Source organism: Mesorhizobium sp. CA5, from assembly GCF_020165105.1.
Lineage (GTDB): Bacteria > Pseudomonadota > Alphaproteobacteria > Rhizobiales > Rhizobiaceae > Mesorhizobium.
Map to the genome: position 1 here is coordinate 1 of NZ_JAIUHJ010000013.1, position 19,824 is coordinate 19,824.

The window sequence follows — 19,824 nt, forward strand, 5'->3', positions numbered from 1 at the left end:
TAGGACCAAGCCAGGTAGACATAGAGCGGAGTGGTGTCGACGCCGCCATAATAGCGGCCGAACGGCAGCTCGCGCAGTATAGCCATTTCCCCTTTGCGCGTTTCATGCATGATCTTGCCGGGCTCGGCATCGTCGAACACAGAGGTCTCCGTCGATTGATAGCGGCCAAGGAACGCCAGCACGCCGCGGGCAAGCTCGGGGTTAAGCCACAGCATTTGCAAGGCGGAAATGACGCCGTCGCGGCCGAAGGCAGTCGAAAACCAGGGAATACCGGCATACGGATATGGCCCGGTCTCCAGATCGGTGGTCAGCAGGGCGATGTCGGCACGTGTGCGCGTGAGCCAGTCATTGAACACGCGGCCGGAGCTGAAAACAGTGGCGCCCTGTCGACGCTTTGAGCGCATTGCAAATCGCGCGCGCGCCGCGGCGGCGCGGAACCGATCACTGGACGGGATTTCTTCGTTCTGACCGACTTCCAGATACAGCGCCTTTCTGTCGTGCCTCCCCACCAGAATGAGAAACTCTGCATGATGGGGATGGATCTGGTCGGGCCTCATCGAAAACGCGATGACGGATTGGCGCGCCACATTATCGAGGCCCTCGTAGCAAAATGTCACGCCTGACTCGCCGACCAAGGCGTCATGTGCGCGACCGCGCCGGCTGCGCGTAGTGCCGCGCACCTCGAACATGTCACGGAAATCGGCATCGAAGTCGAACCGGACCGGCAGCAACACCTCACGCGCGGAGTAATTCGTGAAAGTGACTCGCTCGTACATGCGGTCGTGCCAGATGAATCTGGTCCGCTCGATGTGCACGACCCCAGGCAGCGTTTCACTGCCGTCGGGCCCGATGGTAGCCAAATTTGTGAGATTGGCGGTGAATAGGATGTTGTCCTGCGACAGCGACGCTCCGAGCAGCGACGGCATGCGGCCGCCTATGAACAGCCGGAAACGCGACAGCACTCGCGTATCATCGCGGAAAAGCCCGTCGCCGCTGCCGCGTATGTCGCCATAGCTGTCCGCGACGACGAAGCAGTCCTCATGCTTCAGCGCAAATTGCCTATGCGGCTCGCGCGGGGCCGATTCATCGAGTGCGGGGAGAGCGACCGCTGGATTAAGCTTGCGTTCTTCGACTTCGATGCTCATCTCAACCCTCCTGTTCAGACGGCCGATGCTGGCGCTCATCGCATATGCCTGCGCCCGACCATCTCCTATCAACAGTATCTCGCATCAATGCTGCGATGCCCATGATCCCGAGAGCGTCATTGAAATCTTGGCGGATATTCGGCGAAGCTTCCGCTGTTCGAGTCCGATCGAATGCGGCGGGAACCCGGCGATTCTAACCGCCAACTCGTCTCAAGCGGTGCTGTTAAAAAGTGCTGGCTATTTCAGCCGCGTTTTCGGCGAACCCGTTTCGCGAGCCGAGTGGAAATTGCTCGTCGCGCGCCAGCAGGCGGTAGATCCCCAAATAGTCGCTGCACATGCGCCCGACCGTGAATCGCCTTTCAAAAGTTTTCCGCACACGTGCGCGATCGAGACTGCCTATCCGCCGCACAGCTTCGACGCCTTCGTCAATGCTTTCCACTATCAGTCCGGACACGCCATGATCGATGACCTCCGGAACGGCTCCGCGGTTGAACGCAACCACCGGGGTACCGCAGGCCATCGCCTCGATCGTCACGAGGCCGAACGGCTCCGGCCAATCGATCGGAAACAGCAGCGCCGTCGCATTGCCCAAAAATTCCGCCTTCGCACGCTCATCAATTTCGCCGATGAACTCGACATTCGAATGCCGAAGCACCTGTGGTTCGACCCTGTCGCTCCAAAATGATTGGTCCACTGCGTCGATTTTGGCTGCGATCTTCAGCGGCATTCCGGCGCGCGCGGCGATTTCTATCGCGGCCTCCGGTCCCTTTTCGGGTGAGATGCGGCCGAGGAACGCGAGGTATCCAGCGGCTTTCGGCCGGAATGGCAGGAGATTGTTCGGCAGGCCGTGATAGATCGTTCCAAGCCAGTTGACCGGCGGCATGGGCCGGCGCTGGTCGTCCGAAATCGAGACCAGTGGAATGTCGTTGAACATCGCGTAAAGCTGCGCCAGGTCCGGAAGGTCGAGTCGGCCATGAAGCGTGGTAACGGTTCGCTGCGCGAACTCTCGAATTATCGGGAAATGGAGAACGTCGACGTGGAAATGCAGCACGTCGAATTCATTCGCCCGTCTGCGAACCTCTTCAAGCATCATGACATGGTAAGGAATGGGATTCTGTGCTTTCGGATTCAGGCGCAGTGCAACGTCGCAACATGCCACCAGTTCGGCCGAAGTACGTGAATCGCCGCTGGCGAACAAGGTCACGTCATGGCCCCTTCGAACCAACTCTTCCGTTAAATAGGAAACGATGCGCTCGGTCCCGCCATAGAACTTGGGTGGCACGGACTCAGTCAGGGGTGCGATCTGGGCAATCTTCATGTGCAGGGCATCCTGGAACGAAAGTCGGCCTTCAAGAACCGGGGACGGCAGTGGTTACTCCTTCTCCCGGTTCGCCGTTCTCGCGAACTTTCGGACTGCTAATTTGTTCCCGGCATCAATCACTTCGCCGTGGCATCGTATGCAAAAGGGAAAGGGCGGAATGTAAACTGCCGGACGGGCAAGCCCGTTGGCGAACATGGCGGCGATCGAGGCGCCGGTCAGGCTGACAAAGAAAGACCGCAGAGCATGTACGCTGCGGCTGATGCAGTGCGGCCGCATTCAGGCTTGGCCGTGCTAATCAATGAGGAACATCCGCCCGCTTGATCCGCGAGCATCCCCGATTCTGATAGCGCCACATTCGCATCCCGAGATATGCACCGGTACCCACATCTGAGCGTGAAGAAACCGCGGCTGTGAGTCCTATGCGATGGCGACCCTCTGTCGTCTTGAGCGACACTGAGGGAGATCAGGCCGCCGCTACATGCGCCGAGTTCGAGCCGATGTAATTCCTGATCGTCTCGATAATCCGATTCTGATCGGCCTCGCTCAGATAGGCATGCATCGGCAGGCAGAGAATCTGCTTCGGCAATTCCTCCGAGACCGCAAGGCCGGTCGGTGTCCGCGGATAGTGCTTGTAGGCGACCTGCTCGTGCAGCGGCTTCACATAATAGATCACCGACGGGATGCCCTTTTCGCCGAGATGGGCCTTGAGCCCGTCGCGCTTCGGCGTCTCGATGGCGTACTGCGCCCAGGCCGAGCGGCCGTGGCCGAGATTGCGTGAGGCCTTGACGATGTCGCCAAGGCCCTTGGCATAGCGGTCCGCGACCACCTGCCTGGCCACCATCTCATCCTCGAGGATGGCGAGCTTTTCGATCAGGATCGCCGCCTGCAGCGTGTCGAGGCGCGAATTGATGCCGACGCGGACATTGTCATATTGCGTCTCGCCCTTGCCGTGGAAGGCGAAGGAACGCAGCTTGTCGGCCAGCGCAGCATCATTGGTGAACATCGCGCCGCCATCGCCGTAGCAGCCAAGCGGCTTCGCCGGATAAAAGCTGGTCGAGCCGACATGGCCGAAGGCGCCGCACATGGTGCCGTCGGCGGAACCGCCCATCGACTGCGCAGCGTCCTCGATCACCAACAGGTTCTCGCGCTTGGCGATCGCCATGATCGCCTCGTAATTCGCGGAGAGCCCGAACAGGTCGACCGGGATGATCGCCTTCGGCTTCAGCCTTCCTTCCTTCTTGATCATCTCGATCGCCGCCTCGAGGCTGGCGATGTCGATGTTGTAGGTGTGGCGGTCGACGTCGACGAAGAGCGGCTCGGCCTTGGCGAGCGCCACCACCTCGGCGGTGGCTGCGAAGGTGAAGCTCGGCACGAACACGGCATCGCCCGGGCCGATGCCGGCGGCAAACAGCGGCAGGAGCAGCGCGTCGGTGCCGTTGGCGCAGGCGACCACATGCTTGACGCCGATATAGGCGGCGAGCTTGTTCTCGAATTCCGTGACCTGCGGCCCGAGGATATAACGGCCGTCCTCGACGACGTGGTCGATCGCGGCCTTCAGCCGGTCGCGGATACGTTCGCGCTGCGCGCCAAGATCGATGAACTGCATGTCGCCCTCGAAACTGCCTGTAAAACCGGCCCGCTGGTAACAGACTTGAACCGGCTGAGAAAGCCGGTGGCGGCCGGCGCAAATTGCTCAGGTGTCGCAGCCTGTTGCCGATTTTGCCGGCGCAATGCCTGAAAAAGCCGGAAATCCGAGCCGCGAGAGGCGTTTTCCGGCCCCTCTTATCGCGTCGTTCCACCGGTGGGAAACATAAAGTGATCGGCCGCGAAGGGCGGATTCGCATCCGCTCCACGCTGGATCAGGCGATTTCGTGCCGCCAGGGCGGGTTGGCGCCGGCCCGCGAAACCGTCACCGCCGCCGCCTTGGCGCCGAGCTCCAGCGCCTTGCGGATCGCATCTTCCGGCAGGTCGCCGATCGCCGCCTTGGTGAGCAGGCCCTGCTCGTGCAGGGAGGCGAGAATGCCGGCGTTGAAGGTGTCGCCCGCGCCGACCGTGTCGATGACCTTCACTTTCTGTGGCATGACGGTGACCTTGTGCGTCTTGCTGTAGCCGACGGCGCCTTCGCTGCCATGGGTGACGACGATCAGCTTCGGCCCGCGCTCCAGCCAGTTCCGCACCACATCCTCATGCGAGCCGGCCTCGTCGAACCATTTGAGATCCTCGTCGGACAGTTTAACGATGTCGGCCATCGCCATCATCTCGCGGATACGCCTCAGATGCTTCGCCTTGTCGGGGATGAAATTCGGCCGGATGTTGGGGTCGAGCATCATCACCCGACTCCGGTGCTCGCGCCGCATAAATTCCTCATAGGCCGATCCCGCCGGCTCGGAGATCAGGCTGATGGCGCCGAACAGCATCGCCTCGATCTCGGACCCGAGCTTCGGCAGGTCCTCGATGGTCAGCATGCGCCCGGCGGTGTTCTCGTCATAAAAGGTGTAGGTCGCCTGGCCGTTGGTGAGCCGCACGAAGGCGAGTGTCGTGGGACGCGGCGAGGTGTGCGCATAGGTGGAGCTCACCTTGCTTGCGCCGAGCGCCTCGCGGAACTGGCCGCCGAACAGGTCGGAGGAGAGGCCGGAGAAGAAGCCGGCCGGAGCGCCGAGCCGGCCGAGCGCGATCGCCGAGTTGAACACCGCGCCGCCGACATAGGGCGCGAAGGCCGCTTCGCCTTGCGTCGTGGTGCGCGGCAGCATGTCGATCAGGGCTTCGCCACAGCAAAGGATCATGTCGTCTTGGTCTCCGGCGGATGGATCACGCCCTTGCGAATGATGATGTTGGCAAAGAGCCTGGGTTCGCTGGTCGCAACGATGGCGTGCGCCGCCTTGACGCGTGCATAGAAGTCGGGCCCGGCCAGAGCAACCACCTTGTGGCCCGGCGCACGCCTGGCGCAAACCGATTCCATCTCATGATGCACGGCGTCGGCCAGCGCCGGGTCGCCCTTCACCGAGGCACGAAACAATGCCTCCGGCACAGCCTCGTCCACCGGCAGCACGCTGAGCACGGCGTCGAGGACGGCTATGACGTGGTGGCCGTCGGCGCGAATCAGCCGTCGCGCCTGTTCCTCGGCCGGATAATTGCCATCGACGATCGCGATCTCGTCGCCATGGCCCATTGCCCTGAGCGTCGCCAGGAACTGGGGCCCGAGCAGCGACGGGATGCCGATCAGCATGTCAGGCGCCTCCGGACGTGTGAGGCCCGATCAGGAAGCGCTCGGAGAGCGGCAGGCTGGCGCCGCCCATGGCGCGTGCGTGAATGCCGACCGTTCCCTCGCGCACGACAGGCAGTTTCAATCCTTCGGCATCGACCCGGGCGATCGCTTCCGTCACGGCATCGACCAGCCGGCGCCGCACATCGAGCGGCATCCAGCCGTCGATAACCGCCGCTTCGAAATCGATGACCGACGAGGCAGCGACAATGGCATAGGCCAGCGCCCGCGAGGCGCTGGCGATCCACTCGTCGAGATCGGCGCCGATCTCGCCCCATTCCTGCGGCGAGGTCCACAGATAGGAGCCGTCGATCCCCTTGGCCGAGAGCGCCTTTTCCAGCATCGCGATCGAGGCGACGTCGATGAGCTGCGTCGGCTTGCCGTCCGGTCCGGGCACCGGCATCGAGCCCAGCGCGCCGGCGTTGCCGTTCGGCCCGCTGTAGAGGCGGCCATTGAGCACGATGCCGCCGCCGGCGAAGGCGCCGATGTAGAAATAGACGAAATCGCGCGCTGCGCCCGCTCGTCCGAAGACGAGCTCCGCGCCGCAAGCCGAAGTCGCGTCGTTCTGCAGATAAACCGGGAACTCGCACTGCCCCTGGATGTCGGCGCGGATGTCGCGATGGCGCCATTCGTCCATGATCTCGCGCGGCGCGCCGGCGGTATCTGCCCAGTTCCATAGCTCGAACGGCATGGCGATGCCGAGCCCGGCAATGCGCTTGTCCTGCGCCGGCGTCAGTTCGCCGCGCATCGTCTTGATGCCGGCAGTGACGAATTCGACGGTCTCGCGCGGTGCGGGATAGCGGTAGGAATGCTGCAGCATGGCGCGCACATTGCCGAGGAAGTCGATCAGCACGAGCTCGGCCGAGCGCCTGCCGATCTTGAGGCCGATAAAAAAAGCGCCTTCCGGATTGAGCGCCATCGGAATCGACGGTTGGCCGATCTTGCCGCGCAGCGGCGCTTGGCGCACAAGCAGCTTGTCTTCCTCGAGCTCGCGCATGATCACCGACACCGTCTGGGCCGACAGCCCGGTCATGCGCGCAATGTCGGATTTGGCCAGGCTGCCATGCTGGCGCACCAGGGACAGCACGAGCCGCTCATTGTGGTCGCGCATGCCGCTCTGGTTGGTGCCACGGTGCAGCCGGCTCTCCAAAGCCTCGGGCGAACCGTGCCTCGCAATGCCGGTCTCCACCCTGTTTCCTCCCGTCTGTTTCCCCTCGCTGCTTTTCGTTCAGAATGGGTGAACAGCGCAAGGCTGTCAATAATAAATAAGAGTGATTTAATTATTGACAGCCGTTGCGGACTGGTGTCTTTTGATCTGGCGTCCACGCTGGGAGAAATGGTTGGATGCGTTTGAGGCGCCGGGTTGGCCGGCGTCCGGAATGGTTCCACTGGGAGGAAATCGTGACCAAGAAATCGCTGCTGAAATCCACCGTATTCGCGGCGGCCGGGCTGGGCCTGCTCGCGTTCGCCTCGTCCGCGTCGGCCGCGGGCGTCGGCGCCTGCCTGATCACCAAGACCGACACAAATCCCTTCTTCGTCAAGATGAAGGAGGGTGCGACCGCCAAGGCCAAGGAACTCGGCGTTGACCTCAAGACCTATGCCGGCAAGATCGACGGCGACAGCGAGAGCCAGGTCGCGGCGATCGAAAGCTGCATCGCCGACGGCGCCAAGGGTATCCTGATCACGGCTTCCGATACCAAGGGCATCGTGCCGACGGTGAAGAAGGCGCGTGACGCCGGCCTGCTGGTGATCGCTCTCGACACGCCGCTCGATCCGATCGACGCCGCCGACGCCACTTTCGCAACGGACAATCTCGAAGCCGGCAAGCTGATCGGCGCCTGGGCCGCCGCTACGCTCGGCGACAAGGCCAAGGACGCCAAGATCGGCTTCCTCGACCTAACCCCCTCGCAGCCGACCGTCGACGTCCTGCGCGACCAGGGCTTCATGATGGGCTACGGCATCGACGTGAAAGACCCCAACAAGATCGGAGACGAAACCGATCCGCGCATCGTCGGCCATGACGTGACGAACGGCAACGAAGAGGGCGGCCGCAAGGCGATGGAGAACCTTCTGCAGAAGGACAACACCATCAACGTCATCCACACCATCAACGAGCCGGCCGCTGTCGGCGCCTATCAGGCGCTCAAGGCCGTCGGCCTTGAGAAGCAGGTGCTGATCGTCTCGGTCGACGGTGGCTGCCCGGGCGTGAAGTCGGTCACCGAAGGCGTCATCGGCGCCACCTCGCAGCAATATCCGCTGCAGATGGCGGCGCTCGGCATCGAGGCGATCGCCGCCTTCGCCAAGGACGGCACCAAGCCCAAGCCGACCGAAGGCAAGAACTTCTTCGACACTGGCGTCAACCTTGTCACCGACAAGCCGGCCAATGGCGTCAAGTCGATCGACACCAAGGAAGGCCTGGCCAAGTGCTGGGGCTGATGCTCTGAGAGGTCCACGAACCGTGCGGCTGGGGGCTTGATCCCCGGCCGCATCGGGTGGACGATGCGCTTTCGTCAAAGCGCGACAATCCTGGCGACAAGACCGGAATAGGCGTTGACGGCGTGTGCGGCAATGAGAGGCCGTATGCAGACGGGAGGACATATGTCTCAGATACAGGAATTCGAGAAAGTACTTACGGGAAGCGACACCAGCGTCGCCGCCTTCGACGAGCACAAATCGGCCGTCAAGCGCGCCCAGCACTTCCTGCACTCCACGCCGGCGGCGGTGCCGCTAATCGTGCTGGTTCTGTCGGTCATCATCTTCGGCATCGCCATCGGCGGACGTTTCTTTTCGTCCTACACGCTGACGCTGATCCTGCAGCAGATCGCCATCGTCGGCATTCTCGGTGCCGCGCAGACATTGGTCATCCTGACCGCTGGCATCGATCTCTCGATCGGCGTCATCATGGTGATTTCGGCGGTGATCATGGGCAATTGCGCGGTGACCTATGGCATGCCGGCCATACTCGCCGTGGCGATTGGGCTTGCCGCCGGCGGCGCCTGCGGACTGCTCAATGGCCTCCTGGTCGCCTACATGAAGCTGCCGCCCTTCATCGTCACGCTCGGCACCTGGAACATCGTCATGGCCACGAATTTCATCTATTCGGCCAATGAGACGATCCGCGACACCGACGTCGACGTCCAGGCGCCGCTGCTGCATCTGTTCGCGGTGAGCTTCAGGGTCGGCTCTGCCGTGCTGACGCTTGGCGTCATTGCCATGGTCCTGCTGGTGATCCTGCTGTGGTATGTCCTCAACCACACCGCATGGGGCCGCCATGTCTACGCCGTCGGCGACGATCAGGAAGCTGCGAAACTGTCGGGCATTCAGACCAAGAAAGTGCTGATGATGGTCTATGCCCTTGCCGGGCTGATCGCCGCTTTCGCGGCTTGGGTCTCGATCGGCCGCAACGGCTCGGTCTCGCCGTCGGCCGCTGTCACCGACTACAATCTGCAGGCCATCACCGCGACGGTGATCGGCGGCATCTCGCTGTTCGGCGGGCGCGGCTCGATCCTCGGCACGCTGTTCGGCGCCATGATCGTCGGCGTCGTCTCGATGGGCCTCAACATGCTGGGCGCCGATCCGCAATGGAAGGTGCTGCTCACCGGCGTGCTGATCATCGGCGCCGTGGCGATCGATCAATGGATCAGAAAGGTTTCGGCATAGTCATGACCCAGGAGCCCATTCTCACAGCGCGCGGCCTGATCAAGCGCTATGGCCGCGTTACCGCCCTCGACAATGCCGATTTCGACCTCTATCCGGGCGAAATCCTCGCCGTCATCGGTGACAACGGCGCGGGCAAATCATCGCTGATCAAGGCGATCTCCGGCGCGGCCGTGCCCGACGAAGGCGAAATCCGGCTTGAGGGCAAGCCAGTTGCCTTCAAGTCGCCGATGGAGGCCCGGGAAGCCGGCATCGAAACCGTCTACCAGAACCTCGCCCTGTCGCCGGCGCTGTCGATCGCCGACAACATGTTTCTCGGTCGCGAGATCCGCAAGCCAGGTCCGCTTGGCAGCTGGCTGCGTATGCTCGACCGTCCGGCGATGGAGAAGCGTGCTCGCGACAAGCTCACGGAGCTCGGCCTGATGACCATCCAGAACATCAGCCAGGCGGTGGAAACGCTTTCGGGCGGCCAGCGCCAGGGCGTGGCGGTGGCGCGTGCTGCCGCTTTCGGCTCGAAAGTGGTGATCATGGACGAGCCGACGGCCGCCCTTGGCGTGAAGGAAAGCCGCCGCGTGCTTGAGCTGATCCTGGACGTCAAGAAGCGCGGCCTGCCGATCGTTTTGATCTCGCACAACATGCCGCATGTCTTCGAGGTGGCGGACCGAATCCACATCCACCGGCTTGGAAGGCGTCTCTGCGTCGTCGATCCTAAGCAGATTTCCATGTCGGATGCGGTGGCGCTGATGACCGGCGCCAAGAAGCCGCCGGAGGACGCGCTGGCGGCTTGATCCCCACGACATGTCCCTGTTGCCGCAGGCGGGCTGATGGGTCGGTTGGGTAAATCGATTGAACCTATGCTGCAACGCACTAAGATGGGCTGGGAGGAACGGTGAAAGCCGCTATGATCAGGCCAGTTGAACGAGAGGCAGCATGACATCCGCCATGACGATCGAAGTCCCTGTTCTCGACAATCCCGACCCCAAGACGCTCGCCGAAGAAGTCTTGATGTCGCTCAAATACCGGGTCGGCAAGGACACAACCGTCGCCACGCCCTATGACTGGCTGACCGCTTCGATCAAGGTGGTGCGCGACCGCATCGTCGATCAATGGATGCAGGCGACCAAGGAGGCTTACGACCAGCAGGAAAAGCGCGTCTATTACCTTTCGCTCGAATTCCTGATCGGGCGCCTGATGCGCGACGCCTTCTCCAATCTCGGCCTGATGGAGAACATGCGCGAAGCGCTGTCCTCGCTCGGCGTCGACCTCGACCTGATCGCGGGGCTCGAGCCGGACGCTGCACTCGGCAATGGCGGCCTCGGCCGTCTCGCCGCCTGCTTCATGGAAAGCATGGCGACCGTCGACATCCCCGCCCATGGCTACGGCATCCGCTACGCCAACGGCATGTTCCGCCAGGAAATCCATGGCGGCTGGCAGGTCGAGCTGCCGGAGACCTGGCTCGATCACGGCAATCCCTGGGAGTTCGAACGGCGCGAGCGTTCCTTCGAGGTCGGCTTCGGCGGCTCGGTGGAATCGATCACCTCGAAGGATGGCCGGCTCGAACGCCATGTCTGGAAGCCGACCGAGCATGTGTTGGCCGTCGCCTATGACACGCCGGTGGCCGGCTGGCGCGCCAGGCGCGTCAACACGCTGAGACTCTGGTCCGGCATGCCGATCGACCCGATCCTGCTCGACAAGTTCAATGCGGGCGACCACATCGGCGCGCTGGCCGAGAGCAACAAGGCCGACGCGCTGTCGCGCGTGCTTTATCCTGCCGATTCCCATATGGCCGGCCAGGAGCTCAGGCTGCGGCAGGAATATTTCTTCTCCACCGCCTCGCTGCAGGACATCGTGCAGCGGCATTTGAGCCAGTATGGCGACCTGAAATCGCTGCCCGACAAGGCGGCGATCCACTTGAACGACACCCATCCCGCGGTCGCCGTGCCGGAGCTGATGCGGCTCCTGATGGACGTCCACGGCATGGACTTCGACCAGGCCTGGGACATCACCAAGCGCACGTTCGGCTACACCAACCACACGTTGCTGCCCGAGGCGCTTGAAAGCTGGCCGGTGCCGCTGTTCGAGCGTCTGCTGCCTCGCCACATGCAGATCGTCTACGCCATTAATGCGCAGGTGCTGCTCGAGGCCCGCGCCACCAACCAGTTCTCGGGCGATCAGATCGCCCGCATCTCGCTGATCCAGGAAAATGGCGACCGCCGCGTGCGCATGGGCAATCTGGCCTTTGTCGGCTCGCATTCGATCAACGGCGTCTCGGCGCTGCACACCGAGCTGATGAAGGAGACGGTGTTCGCCGATCTCCACAAGCTCTATCCCGATCGCATCAACAACAAGACCAACGGCATCACGCCCAGGCGCTGGCTGATCCAGTGCAATCCCGGCCTGACCTCGCTTGCCCGCGAGGCGATCGGCGACCGCTTCATGGACGACATCGAGGCGATCAAGGATCTCGATCCGCTCGCCGATGATGCGGCTTTCCGTGAGAAATTCGCCGGTGTGAAGCGGCAGAACAAGGCGCGGCTCGCCAATCTCGTCGCCGACCGGCTCGGCATCAGGATCGATCCGTCGGCGCTGTTCGACATCCAGGTCAAGCGCATCCACGAATACAAGCGCCAGCTGCTCAACATACTGGAAGCGATCGCGCTGTACGATCAGATCCGCTCGCATCCGGAACGGGACTGGATGCCGCGCGTCAAGATCTTCGGCGGCAAGGCGGCGCCCAGCTATCACAACGCCAAGCTGATCATCAAGCTGGCCAACGACGTCGCGAAGGTCATCAATGGCGACCCGTCGGTGCGCGGCCTGCTGAAGGTGGTGTTCGTGCCGAACTACAATGTCAGCCTGGCCGAGGTGCTGATGCCGGCCGCCGATCTCTCCGAGCAGATTTCGACCGCCGGCATGGAAGCTTCGGGCACCGGCAACATGAAGTTCGCGCTGAACGGCGCCTTGACCATCGGCACACTCGACGGCGCCAATGTCGAGATCAAGGAACATGTCGGCGACGACAACATATTCATCTTCGGCCTCACCACCGCGGAGGTCGCCGAGCGGCGCAACAATGGCTACAATCCGCGCGGCGTGATCGAGACCTCGTCCGAGCTGTCGCAGGCGGTATCGGCCATTTCCTCCGGCGTCTTCTCACCCGACGATCCCGACCGCTATCGCGACCTGATGAACGGGCTCTACCAAAGCGACTGGTTCATGGTGGCGGCCGACTTCGATTCCTACGCCGCCTGCCAGCGCGAGGTCGACGCCGTGTGGCGCAACAGCCCCGACTGGTACGCGCGCGCCATCCGCAACGTCGCCCGCGTCGGCTGGTTCTCGTCCGATCGCACAATCCGCCAATATGCGAAAGACATCTGGAACGTGCCCGTCTGATATGATTGCATGAGCCACAAAGAATGTGGCCAGATGCATGTCGCCCAAAAGTGCGTAGCGGTTTTGGGACCACGACATGCACCAAGACAAAGAACAGCGCATGCCGGAGCGAGGCATGCGCCAGAACAAGGTGCCCGGGGAGGGCGACCGTTTGATGAGGAAGCCGCGCGCGACCGCTGCGACAAGCGGGCCGGACGGACTGGCGCCAGCCGGCGATGTCGCGGCGATTGTCGCCGGAACGCATGGCGATCCTTTCGCGGTCCTGGGCGTGCATGAAGCCGGCAAGGGCTTCATTGCCCGCTGCTTCGTGCCCAATGCCGAATTCGTCACCGCCTACACGCTGACCGGCAAGGAGGTCGGCGAGCTTTCCTGCAGCGACGATGCCGGCTTCTTCGAGGGCAAGGTCTCGATCCGCAAGCGCCAGCCACTGCGCTATCACGCCAGGAATACCGGCGGCGATTGGTGGCTGACCGATCCCTATTCCTTCGGCCCTGTGCTCGGTCCGATGGACGACTATTACATGGCCGAGGGTTCGCACTTACGGCTGTTCGACAAGCTCGGCGCCCACATCATCGATCATGAGGGCGCCACCGGCGTCCATTTCGCCGTCTGGGCGCCCAATGCGCGGCGCGTCTCCGTGGTCGGCGCCTTCAACGAATGGGACGGCCGCCGACATACCATGCGCGACCGCAAGGACACGGGCATCTGGGAGCTATTCATTCCCGATATCGGCGCTGGCAAGCCCTACAAATTCGAGATCATCGGGCCCGACGGCGTGCGCCTGCCGCTGAAAGCCGACCCGTTCGCCTTCGAATCGGAATTGCGGCCGGCGACCGCCTCGGTGACGGCGCCGCCCATGGCGCATCAATGGGGCGACGAGGCGCATCGCGGCTATTGGCGCAAGGCCGATCCCCGGCGCGAGGCGATCTCGATCTACGAGGTCCATGCCGGCTCCTGGCAGCGCCGCGACGACGGTACGTTTCTCTCCTGGGACGAACTCGCCGCGCGGCTGATCCCCTACGTGGTCGACACCGGCTTCACCCATATCGAGTTCCTGCCGATCTCGGAGCACCCCTACGACCCGTCCTGGGGCTACCAGACCACCGGGCTTTATGCGCCGACAGCCCGCTTCGGCGACCCCGACGGCTTCGCCCGTTTCGTCGATGGCGCGCATCGCGCCGGCGTCGGCGTCATCCTCGACTGGGTGCCGGCGCATTTCCCGGTCGACGAGCACGGGCTGGTGAAATTCGACGGCACCGCGCTCTACGAGCATGCCGACCCGCGCCAGGGTTTCCACCCGGACTGGAACACGGCCATCTACAATTTCGGCCGCCGCGAGGTGGTGTCGTTCCTGGTCAACAACGCGCTGTTCTGGGCCGAGAAATACCATGTCGACGGCTTGCGCGTCGACGCGGTCGCCTCGATGCTCTACCTCGATTATTCCCGCAAGGCCGGCGAGTGGATCCCCAACGAGAAGGGCGGGCGCGAGAACCTGCAGGCCGTCAGCTTCCTGCAGAAGATGAACAAGGAGGTCTACGGCCACCACCCCGGCGTGATGACGATCGCCGAGGAATCGACCTCATGGCCGAAAGTGTCGCATCCCGTGCATGAAGGCGGCCTCGGCTTCGGCTTCAAGTGGAACATGGGCTTCATGCACGACACGCTGGAGTATCTCTCCAAGGAGCCGATCTTCCGCAAGCACCATCACAACGACATCACCTTCGGCCTGGTCTACGCCTTCTCGGAAAATTTCGTGCTGCCGCTGTCGCATGACGAGGTCGTGCACGGCAAAGGCACGCTGCTCCACAAGATGGCAGGCGACGACTGGCAGAAGTTCGCCACGCTGCGCGCCTATTACGCCTTCATGTGGGGCTATCCCGGCAAGAAGCTCCTGTTCATGGGCCAGGAATTCGCCCAGCGCCGCGAGTGGAGCGAGGAACGCGCGCTCGACTGGGATCTGCTGGAATTCGCGCCGCATCGCGGCGTCTGGCAGACGGTGCGCGACCTGAACTATCTCTACCGTTCGCGCCCGGCGCTGCATGCGCGCGATTGCGAGCCGGAGGGCTTCTCCTGGCTGATCGTCGACGACCGCGACAATTCGGTCTTCGCCTGGCTGCGCAGCGCGCCGGACGGCAATTCGATAGCCGTCATCTCCAATTTCACGCCGGTGCCGCGCGAGAACTATCGCGTGCCGCTGCCAAAGGCAGGAAAATGGCGCGAGATCATCAATACCGACGCCGAGGTCTATGGCGGCTCCGGCATGGGCAATAGCGGCATGGTCGAGGCAAGCGGGGAAGGAGGCGGCGTATCGGCGACGATGCTTTTGCCGCCGCTGTCGACGATCATGCTGGAATTCGTCACGGATTGAAGCAGATGATGTCTCATCCTGCTCTTGCAACAGTCCGGGCAGCTTGTTTGGGAGGGTAACAGAATGGCAGAGATCAGAAGAACCCAGCCGCTGGCACGCGATGCCATGGCCTATGTGCTGGCCGGCGGCCGCGGCAGCCGCCTCAGGGAGCTGACCGACCGGCGCGCCAAGCCGGCGGTCTATTTCGGCGGCAAGACGCGCATCATCGATTTCGCCCTCTCCAATGCGCTCAACTCCGGCATCCGCCGCCTCGGCGTCGCCACCCAGTACAAGGCGCACTCGCTGATCCGCCACCTGCAGCGCGGCTGGAACTTCCTGCGGCCCGAGCGAAACGAAAGCTTCGACATCCTGCCTGCATCGCAGCGCGTCTCGGAAACGCAGTGGTATGAAGGCACGGCCGACGCCGTCTACCAGAACATCGACATCATCGAGGCCTACGGCCCCGAATACATGGTCATCCTCGCCGGCGACCACATCTACAAGATGGATTACGAGCTGATGCTGCGCCAGCATGTCGACGCCGGCGCCGACGTCACCGTGGGCTGCCTGGAAGTGCCGCGCATGGAGGCGACCGGCTTCGGCGTCATGCATGTCGACAAGAAGGACAATATCATCGCTTTCGTCGAAAAGCCGGCCGATCCGCCCGGCATCCCGGACAAGCCGGAATTCGCCCTGGCGTCGATGGGCATCTATGTCTTCAAGACCAAGTTCCTGATGGAACAACTGCGCCGCGACGCCGCCGAGCCCGGCTCCAGCCGGGACTTCGGCAAGGACATCATCCCTTACATCGTCCAGCACGGCAAGGCGATCGCCCACCGCTTCGCAAAGTCCTGCGTACGTTCCTCGCACGAGGCCGAACCCTATTGGCGCGACGTCGGAACGGTGGACGCCTATTGGGAAGCCAATATCGACCTCACCGACATCACGCCCGAGCTCGACCTCTACGACCGCGATTGGCCGATCTGGACCTATGCCGAGTTGAAGCCGCCGGCAAAGTTCGTGCATGACGAGGACGGCCGCCGCGGCGAGGCGATCTCCTCGCTGGTCTCCGGCGACTGCATCGTCTCCGGCGCCTCGCTGCGCCGCAGCCTGATCTTCACCGGCGCGCGCATCAATTCCTATTCCAAGCTCGAGGAAGTGGTGATGCTGCCCGACGTCCAGGTCGGCCGCAACGCGAGCCTCAAGCGCGTCGTCATCGATCACGGCGTCCACATCCCGGAAGGACTGGTTGTCGGCGAGGACCCGGCACTCGACGCCAAGCGTTTTCGCGTATCGGAGAAGGGCATCTGCCTGATCACGCAGGACATGATCAACAAGCTGTCGACCCCGTAGGGTCGGTCAACAAGTTGTCGGCCCGACAAGGTCGATCAGCAGACTGTCGGGTCTATCAGCGAGCTGACAGGGACGATCAGCGAGCTGACAGGGACGATCAGCAAGCTGACGACTGGATCAACAGGTTGTCACTTTGACCTGTCATCTTGAGATCGGAATGTGGAGCGTATGCAGGTTCTGTCGGTCACGCCCGAAATCTTCCCGCTGATCAAGACCGGCGGGCTTGCCGACGTCGCCGGCGCCTTGCCGATCGCGCTTGCCCGCAAGGGCGTGGCGATGCGCACGCTGGTTCCCGGCTATCCAGTGGTGATGGCGGCCTTTGCCAAGAAGAAGGCGGTCTACCAATATCCGCTGCTGCAGGGCGCCAAGGCTTCGATCCATGCCGCCAAGATCGGCGATCTCGATCTCTTCGTTTTGGACGCGCCGCATCTCTTCGATCGCCAGGGCGGCCCTTACGGCACCGCCTCCGGCGCCGACTGGCCGGACAACTGGCGCCGCTTCGCCGCGCTCAGCCAGGCCGGCGGCGACATTGCCGGTGGCGCGATCTCCGGTTACCAGCCCGACATCGTGCATGCCCATGACTGGCAGTCGGCGATGACGCTTGCCTATATGCGCTACGGCAAGGCGGTCGGCGTGCCGTCGCTGATCACCGTGCACAACCTCGCCTTCCAGGGTCAGTTCGGCGCCGGCATCTTCGGCGAGCTCGGCCTGCCGAGCGTGGCGATGCAGCTCGACGGCGTCGAATATTATGGCGGCGTCGGCTTTCTCAAGGCCGGCCTGCAAGCCGCCTGGGCCATCACTACGGTCAGCCCGACCTATGCGCAGGAAATCCGCTTGCCCGAATTCGGCATGGGTCTCGACGGGCTGATCAACATGCGCTCCACCGATCTCTACGGCATCGTCAACGGCATCGACGTCGACATCTGGAACCCGCAGACCGACAAGCATCTGGTCGCCAATTATTCGGCCGAGACGCTTGCGGCGCGCGGCAAGAACCGCAAGGCGGTCGAAGAGCGCTTCGGCCTGGAAGCGGATGGCAGCCCGATCGTCTGCGTCATCAGCCGGCTGACCTGGCAGAAGGGCATGGACATCCTGGCCGCGGTCGTCGACGGCATCGTCGCCGCCGGCGCGCGGCTGGCGATCCTCGGCTCCGGCGACGCCGGCCTCGAAGGCACGCTGCTTGCCGCCGCCGCCCGCCATCGCGGCCGCGTCGGCGTCGTCGTCGGTTACGACGAAGACCTTTCGCACGTCATGCAAGGCGGCTGCGACGCCATCATCATCCCCTCGCGCTTCGAGCCCTGCGGGCTGACCCAGCTCTATGGCCTGCGCTATGGCTGCGTGCCGGTCGTCGCCAGGACAGGCGGTCTGGCCGACACCATCATCGACGCCAACGAGGCCGCCTTGTCGGCCGGCGTCGCCACCGGCTTCCAGTTCGCGCCCAACAATGGTGCCGCGATGCTCCATGCCATCCAGCGGCTGGTCGAGCAGCATGCGCGGCCCGCGACCTGGGCCTCGATCCAGCGCCAGGGCATGAAGGCCGATGTCTCCTGGGACAAGAGCGCCGAAAAATACGTCGAACTCTATCGCTTGCTGCTTTCAAAAAGGGCTGCCTGAGGCATGATCAAAACCGTCCCCACCAAACCCTATACCGACCAGAAGCCAGGCACCTCCGGCCTGCGGAAAAAGGTGCCGGTGTTCCAGCAGGAGCACTACGCCGAGAACTTCATCCAGTCGATCTTCGATGCGCTGGACGGTTTTCAGGGCAAGACGCTGGTGATCGGCGGCGACGGCCGCTTCTACAATCGCGAGGTCATCCAGAAGGCCATCGCCATCGCCGCCGGCAACGGCTTCGGCAAGGTGATGGTCGGGCAGGGCGGGATTCTGTCGACGCCGGCAGCCTCCAACATCATCCGCAAATACAAGACCTTCGGCGGCATCATCCTGTCGGCCAGCCACAATCCGGGCGGCCCGCACGAGGATTTCGGCATCAAGTACAATGCCGGCAATGGCGGCCCGGCGCCGGAAAAGATCACCGACGCGATCTTTGCCAAGTCGAAGGAGATCAAGAGCTTCAAGATCGCCGATATCGGCGCCATCGACATCGACACCATCGGCACCGTCAAGGCCGGCGACATGACGGTCGAGATCTGCGACCCGGTCAAGGACTATGCCGAACTGATGGAAAGCCTGTTCGACTTCAACGCGCTGAGGAAGCTCTTCAAGTCGGGCTTCCGCATGCGCTTCGACGCCATGCATGCGGTAACCGGCCCCTATGCCAAGGAGATCCTCGAACGCCGGCTCGGCGCGCCGGACGGCACCTGCCGCAACTTCAAGCCGCTGCCCGATTTCGGCGGCCACCACCCGGACCCGAACCTGGTGCACGCAAAGCACCTCTATGACGAGATGATGGGGCCCGACGCGCCGGATTTCGGCGCGGCTTCCGATGGCGACGGCGACCGCAACCTGATCATCGGCAGAGGCATCTTCGTCACGCCGTCGGACTCGGTGGCGATGCTTGCCGCCAATGCCAAGCTGGCTCCGGGCTACAAGGACGGCCTTAAGGGCATCGCCCGCTCGATGCCGACCAGCGGCGCCGCCGACCGCGTCGCCGAAAAGCTCGGCATCGGCATTTACGAGACGCCGACCGGCTGGAAGTTCTTCGGCAACCTGCTCGATGCCGGCATGGCGACCATCTGCGGCGAGGAAAGCGCCGGCACAGGCTCCAGCCATGTGCGCGAGAAGGATGGGCTGTGGGCCGTGCTTCTGTGGCTCAACATCCTCGCTGCGCGCGGCGAGAGCTGCAAGGACATCGTGACCGGACACTGGGAGACCTATGGGCGCAACTATTATTCGCGCCACGACTATGAGGAGGTCGAGAGCGATCGCGCCAACGCGCTGGTCGACGAGCTACGCGCCAAGCTCGGCTCGCTGCCCGGCACGACCGTGCGCGGCCTCAAGATCGCCAAGGCCGACGATTTTGCCTATCGCGATCCGGTCGACGGCTCGGTGAGCGAGCACCAGGGCATCCGCATCCTGTTCGAGGGCGGCTCGCGCGTCGTGCTGCGCCTCTCCGGCACCGGCACCTCGGGTGCGACGCTGCGCGTCTATATCGAGCGCTACGAGCCGGACAAGGCAAGGCACGACCTCGACACGCAAGAAGCGCTCGCCGATTTGATCGCCGCCGCCGACGAAATCGCCGGCATCAAGAGCCACACCGGCCGCAACAAGCCGAGCGTGATTACTTGAGGGTGGCGTGGCGCGACTCCCCCTTCTCCCCTTGTGGGAGAAGGTGTCGCCGAAGGCGACGGATGAGGGGTGCTCCAGCTTGGCGCAAACCGGCGCTCGC

Annotated in this window: 14 protein-coding genes; 8 read left to right on the forward strand and 6 right to left on the reverse strand. The window is 63.3% G+C overall.

Annotation, left to right across the window (positions count from 1 at the left end; genetic code table 11):
- The 6 genes from LB529_RS17835 to LB529_RS17860 form a co-directional block, all read right to left on the reverse strand.
- Positions 1–1,145: glycogen debranching N-terminal domain-containing protein (locus tag LB529_RS17835; protein WP_318012570.1), on the reverse strand; the 1,145-nt coding region annotated here is incomplete at its 3' end.
- 223 nt (positions 1,146–1,368) lie between these two features.
- Positions 1,369–2,463: a glycosyltransferase family 4 protein gene (locus tag LB529_RS17840; protein ID WP_224711833.1), complete on the reverse strand. Its 1,095-nt coding sequence runs from the start codon at positions 2,461–2,463 to the stop codon at positions 1,369–1,371.
- Between the two features lie 466 nt (positions 2,464–2,929).
- The gene (locus tag LB529_RS17845) at positions 2,930–4,072 is read right to left on the reverse strand and encodes a DegT/DnrJ/EryC1/StrS family aminotransferase (protein ID WP_224711834.1); all 1,143 of its coding nucleotides are present in this window, start codon (positions 4,070–4,072) and stop codon (positions 2,930–2,932) included.
- A gap of 253 nt (positions 4,073–4,325) precedes the next feature.
- Positions 4,326–5,249 (reverse strand): carbohydrate kinase family protein, encoded by a 924-nt coding sequence (locus LB529_RS17850; protein ID WP_224711835.1) that lies wholly within the window; start codon positions 5,247–5,249, stop codon positions 4,326–4,328.
- Positions 5,246–5,692: an RbsD/FucU family protein gene (locus tag LB529_RS17855; RefSeq protein WP_095766828.1), complete on the reverse strand. Its 447-nt coding sequence runs from the start codon at positions 5,690–5,692 to the stop codon at positions 5,246–5,248. Before LB529_RS17855 ends, LB529_RS17850 begins: the two co-directional genes overlap by 4 nt.
- Position 5,693: 1 nt before the next feature.
- Positions 5,694–6,917, reverse strand: a complete 1,224-nt coding sequence (locus tag LB529_RS17860) for an ROK family transcriptional regulator (RefSeq protein ID WP_140845712.1) — start codon at positions 6,915–6,917, stop codon at positions 5,694–5,696.
- 212 nt (positions 6,918–7,129) lie between these two features.
- On the opposite strand from LB529_RS17860, the gene LB529_RS17865 reads away from it, so the two are divergent.
- The 8 genes from LB529_RS17865 to LB529_RS17900 all read left to right on the forward strand — a co-directional run bounded on the left by LB529_RS17865 (position 7,130) and on the right by LB529_RS17900 (position 19,724).
- Positions 7,130–8,164 (forward strand): sugar ABC transporter substrate-binding protein, encoded by a 1,035-nt coding sequence (locus LB529_RS17865; protein ID WP_095767162.1) that lies wholly within the window; start codon positions 7,130–7,132, stop codon positions 8,162–8,164.
- A 162-nt stretch (positions 8,165–8,326) separates the two neighbouring features.
- Positions 8,327–9,388 carry an ABC transporter permease gene (locus LB529_RS17870; protein WP_095766830.1) on the forward strand — a complete coding sequence of 354 codons (1,062 nt, stop codon included), beginning with the start codon at positions 8,327–8,329 and terminating at the stop codon, positions 9,386–9,388.
- 2 nt (positions 9,389–9,390) lie between these two features.
- The gene (locus LB529_RS17875; protein ID WP_176477005.1) at positions 9,391–10,173 is read left to right on the forward strand and encodes an ATP-binding cassette domain-containing protein; all 783 of its coding nucleotides are present in this window, start codon (positions 9,391–9,393) and stop codon (positions 10,171–10,173) included.
- Between the two features lie 142 nt (positions 10,174–10,315).
- Positions 10,316–12,778 (forward strand): glycogen/starch/alpha-glucan phosphorylase, encoded by a 2,463-nt coding sequence (locus LB529_RS17880; RefSeq protein WP_224530019.1) that lies wholly within the window; start codon positions 10,316–10,318, stop codon positions 12,776–12,778.
- Between the two features lie 154 nt (positions 12,779–12,932).
- Positions 12,933–15,146 carry a 1,4-alpha-glucan branching protein GlgB gene (gene glgB, locus LB529_RS17885; RefSeq protein ID WP_224711924.1) on the forward strand — a complete coding sequence of 738 codons (2,214 nt, stop codon included), beginning with the start codon at positions 12,933–12,935 and terminating at the stop codon, positions 15,144–15,146.
- 63 nt (positions 15,147–15,209) lie between these two features.
- Complete coding sequence (gene glgC / locus LB529_RS17890) at positions 15,210–16,478, forward strand: glucose-1-phosphate adenylyltransferase (RefSeq protein WP_140635175.1); 1,269 nt, start codon at positions 15,210–15,212, stop codon at positions 16,476–16,478.
- Positions 16,479–16,646: 168 nt separating this feature from the next.
- A complete protein-coding gene (glgA, locus tag LB529_RS17895) occupies positions 16,647–18,092 on the forward strand; it encodes a glycogen synthase GlgA (protein ID WP_224711836.1) in 1,446 nt (481 codons plus the stop codon).
- A 3-nt stretch (positions 18,093–18,095) separates the two neighbouring features.
- Positions 18,096–19,724, forward strand: a complete 1,629-nt coding sequence (locus tag LB529_RS17900) for an alpha-D-glucose phosphate-specific phosphoglucomutase (protein WP_224711837.1) — start codon at positions 18,096–18,098, stop codon at positions 19,722–19,724.
- The last annotated feature ends 100 nt before the right edge of the window (positions 19,725–19,824 follow it).

Coding starts and splice junctions, on each gene's coding strand:
- LB529_RS17880 (WP_224530019.1), top strand. CDS start 10,316: ATGACATCCGCCATGACGATCGAAGTCCCTGTTCTCGACAATCCCGAC.
- LB529_RS17850 (WP_224711835.1), bottom strand. CDS start 5,249: ATGATCCTTTGCTGTGGCGAAGCCCTGATCGACATGCTGCCGCGCACC.
- LB529_RS17845 (WP_224711834.1), bottom strand. CDS start 4,072: ATGCAGTTCATCGATCTTGGCGCGCAGCGCGAACGTATCCGCGACCGG.
- LB529_RS17875 (WP_176477005.1), top strand. CDS start 9,391: ATGACCCAGGAGCCCATTCTCACAGCGCGCGGCCTGATCAAGCGCTAT.
- glgC (WP_140635175.1), top strand. CDS start 15,210: ATGGCAGAGATCAGAAGAACCCAGCCGCTGGCACGCGATGCCATGGCC.
- LB529_RS17900 (WP_224711837.1), top strand. CDS start 18,096: ATGATCAAAACCGTCCCCACCAAACCCTATACCGACCAGAAGCCAGGC.
- LB529_RS17870 (WP_095766830.1), top strand. CDS start 8,327: ATGTCTCAGATACAGGAATTCGAGAAAGTACTTACGGGAAGCGACACC.
- glgA (WP_224711836.1), top strand. CDS start 16,647: ATGCAGGTTCTGTCGGTCACGCCCGAAATCTTCCCGCTGATCAAGACC.
- LB529_RS17840 (WP_224711833.1), bottom strand. CDS start 2,463: ATGAAGATTGCCCAGATCGCACCCCTGACTGAGTCCGTGCCACCCAAG.
- glgB (WP_224711924.1), top strand. CDS start 12,933: ATGAGGAAGCCGCGCGCGACCGCTGCGACAAGCGGGCCGGACGGACTG.
- LB529_RS17855 (WP_095766828.1), bottom strand. CDS start 5,692: ATGCTGATCGGCATCCCGTCGCTGCTCGGGCCCCAGTTCCTGGCGACG.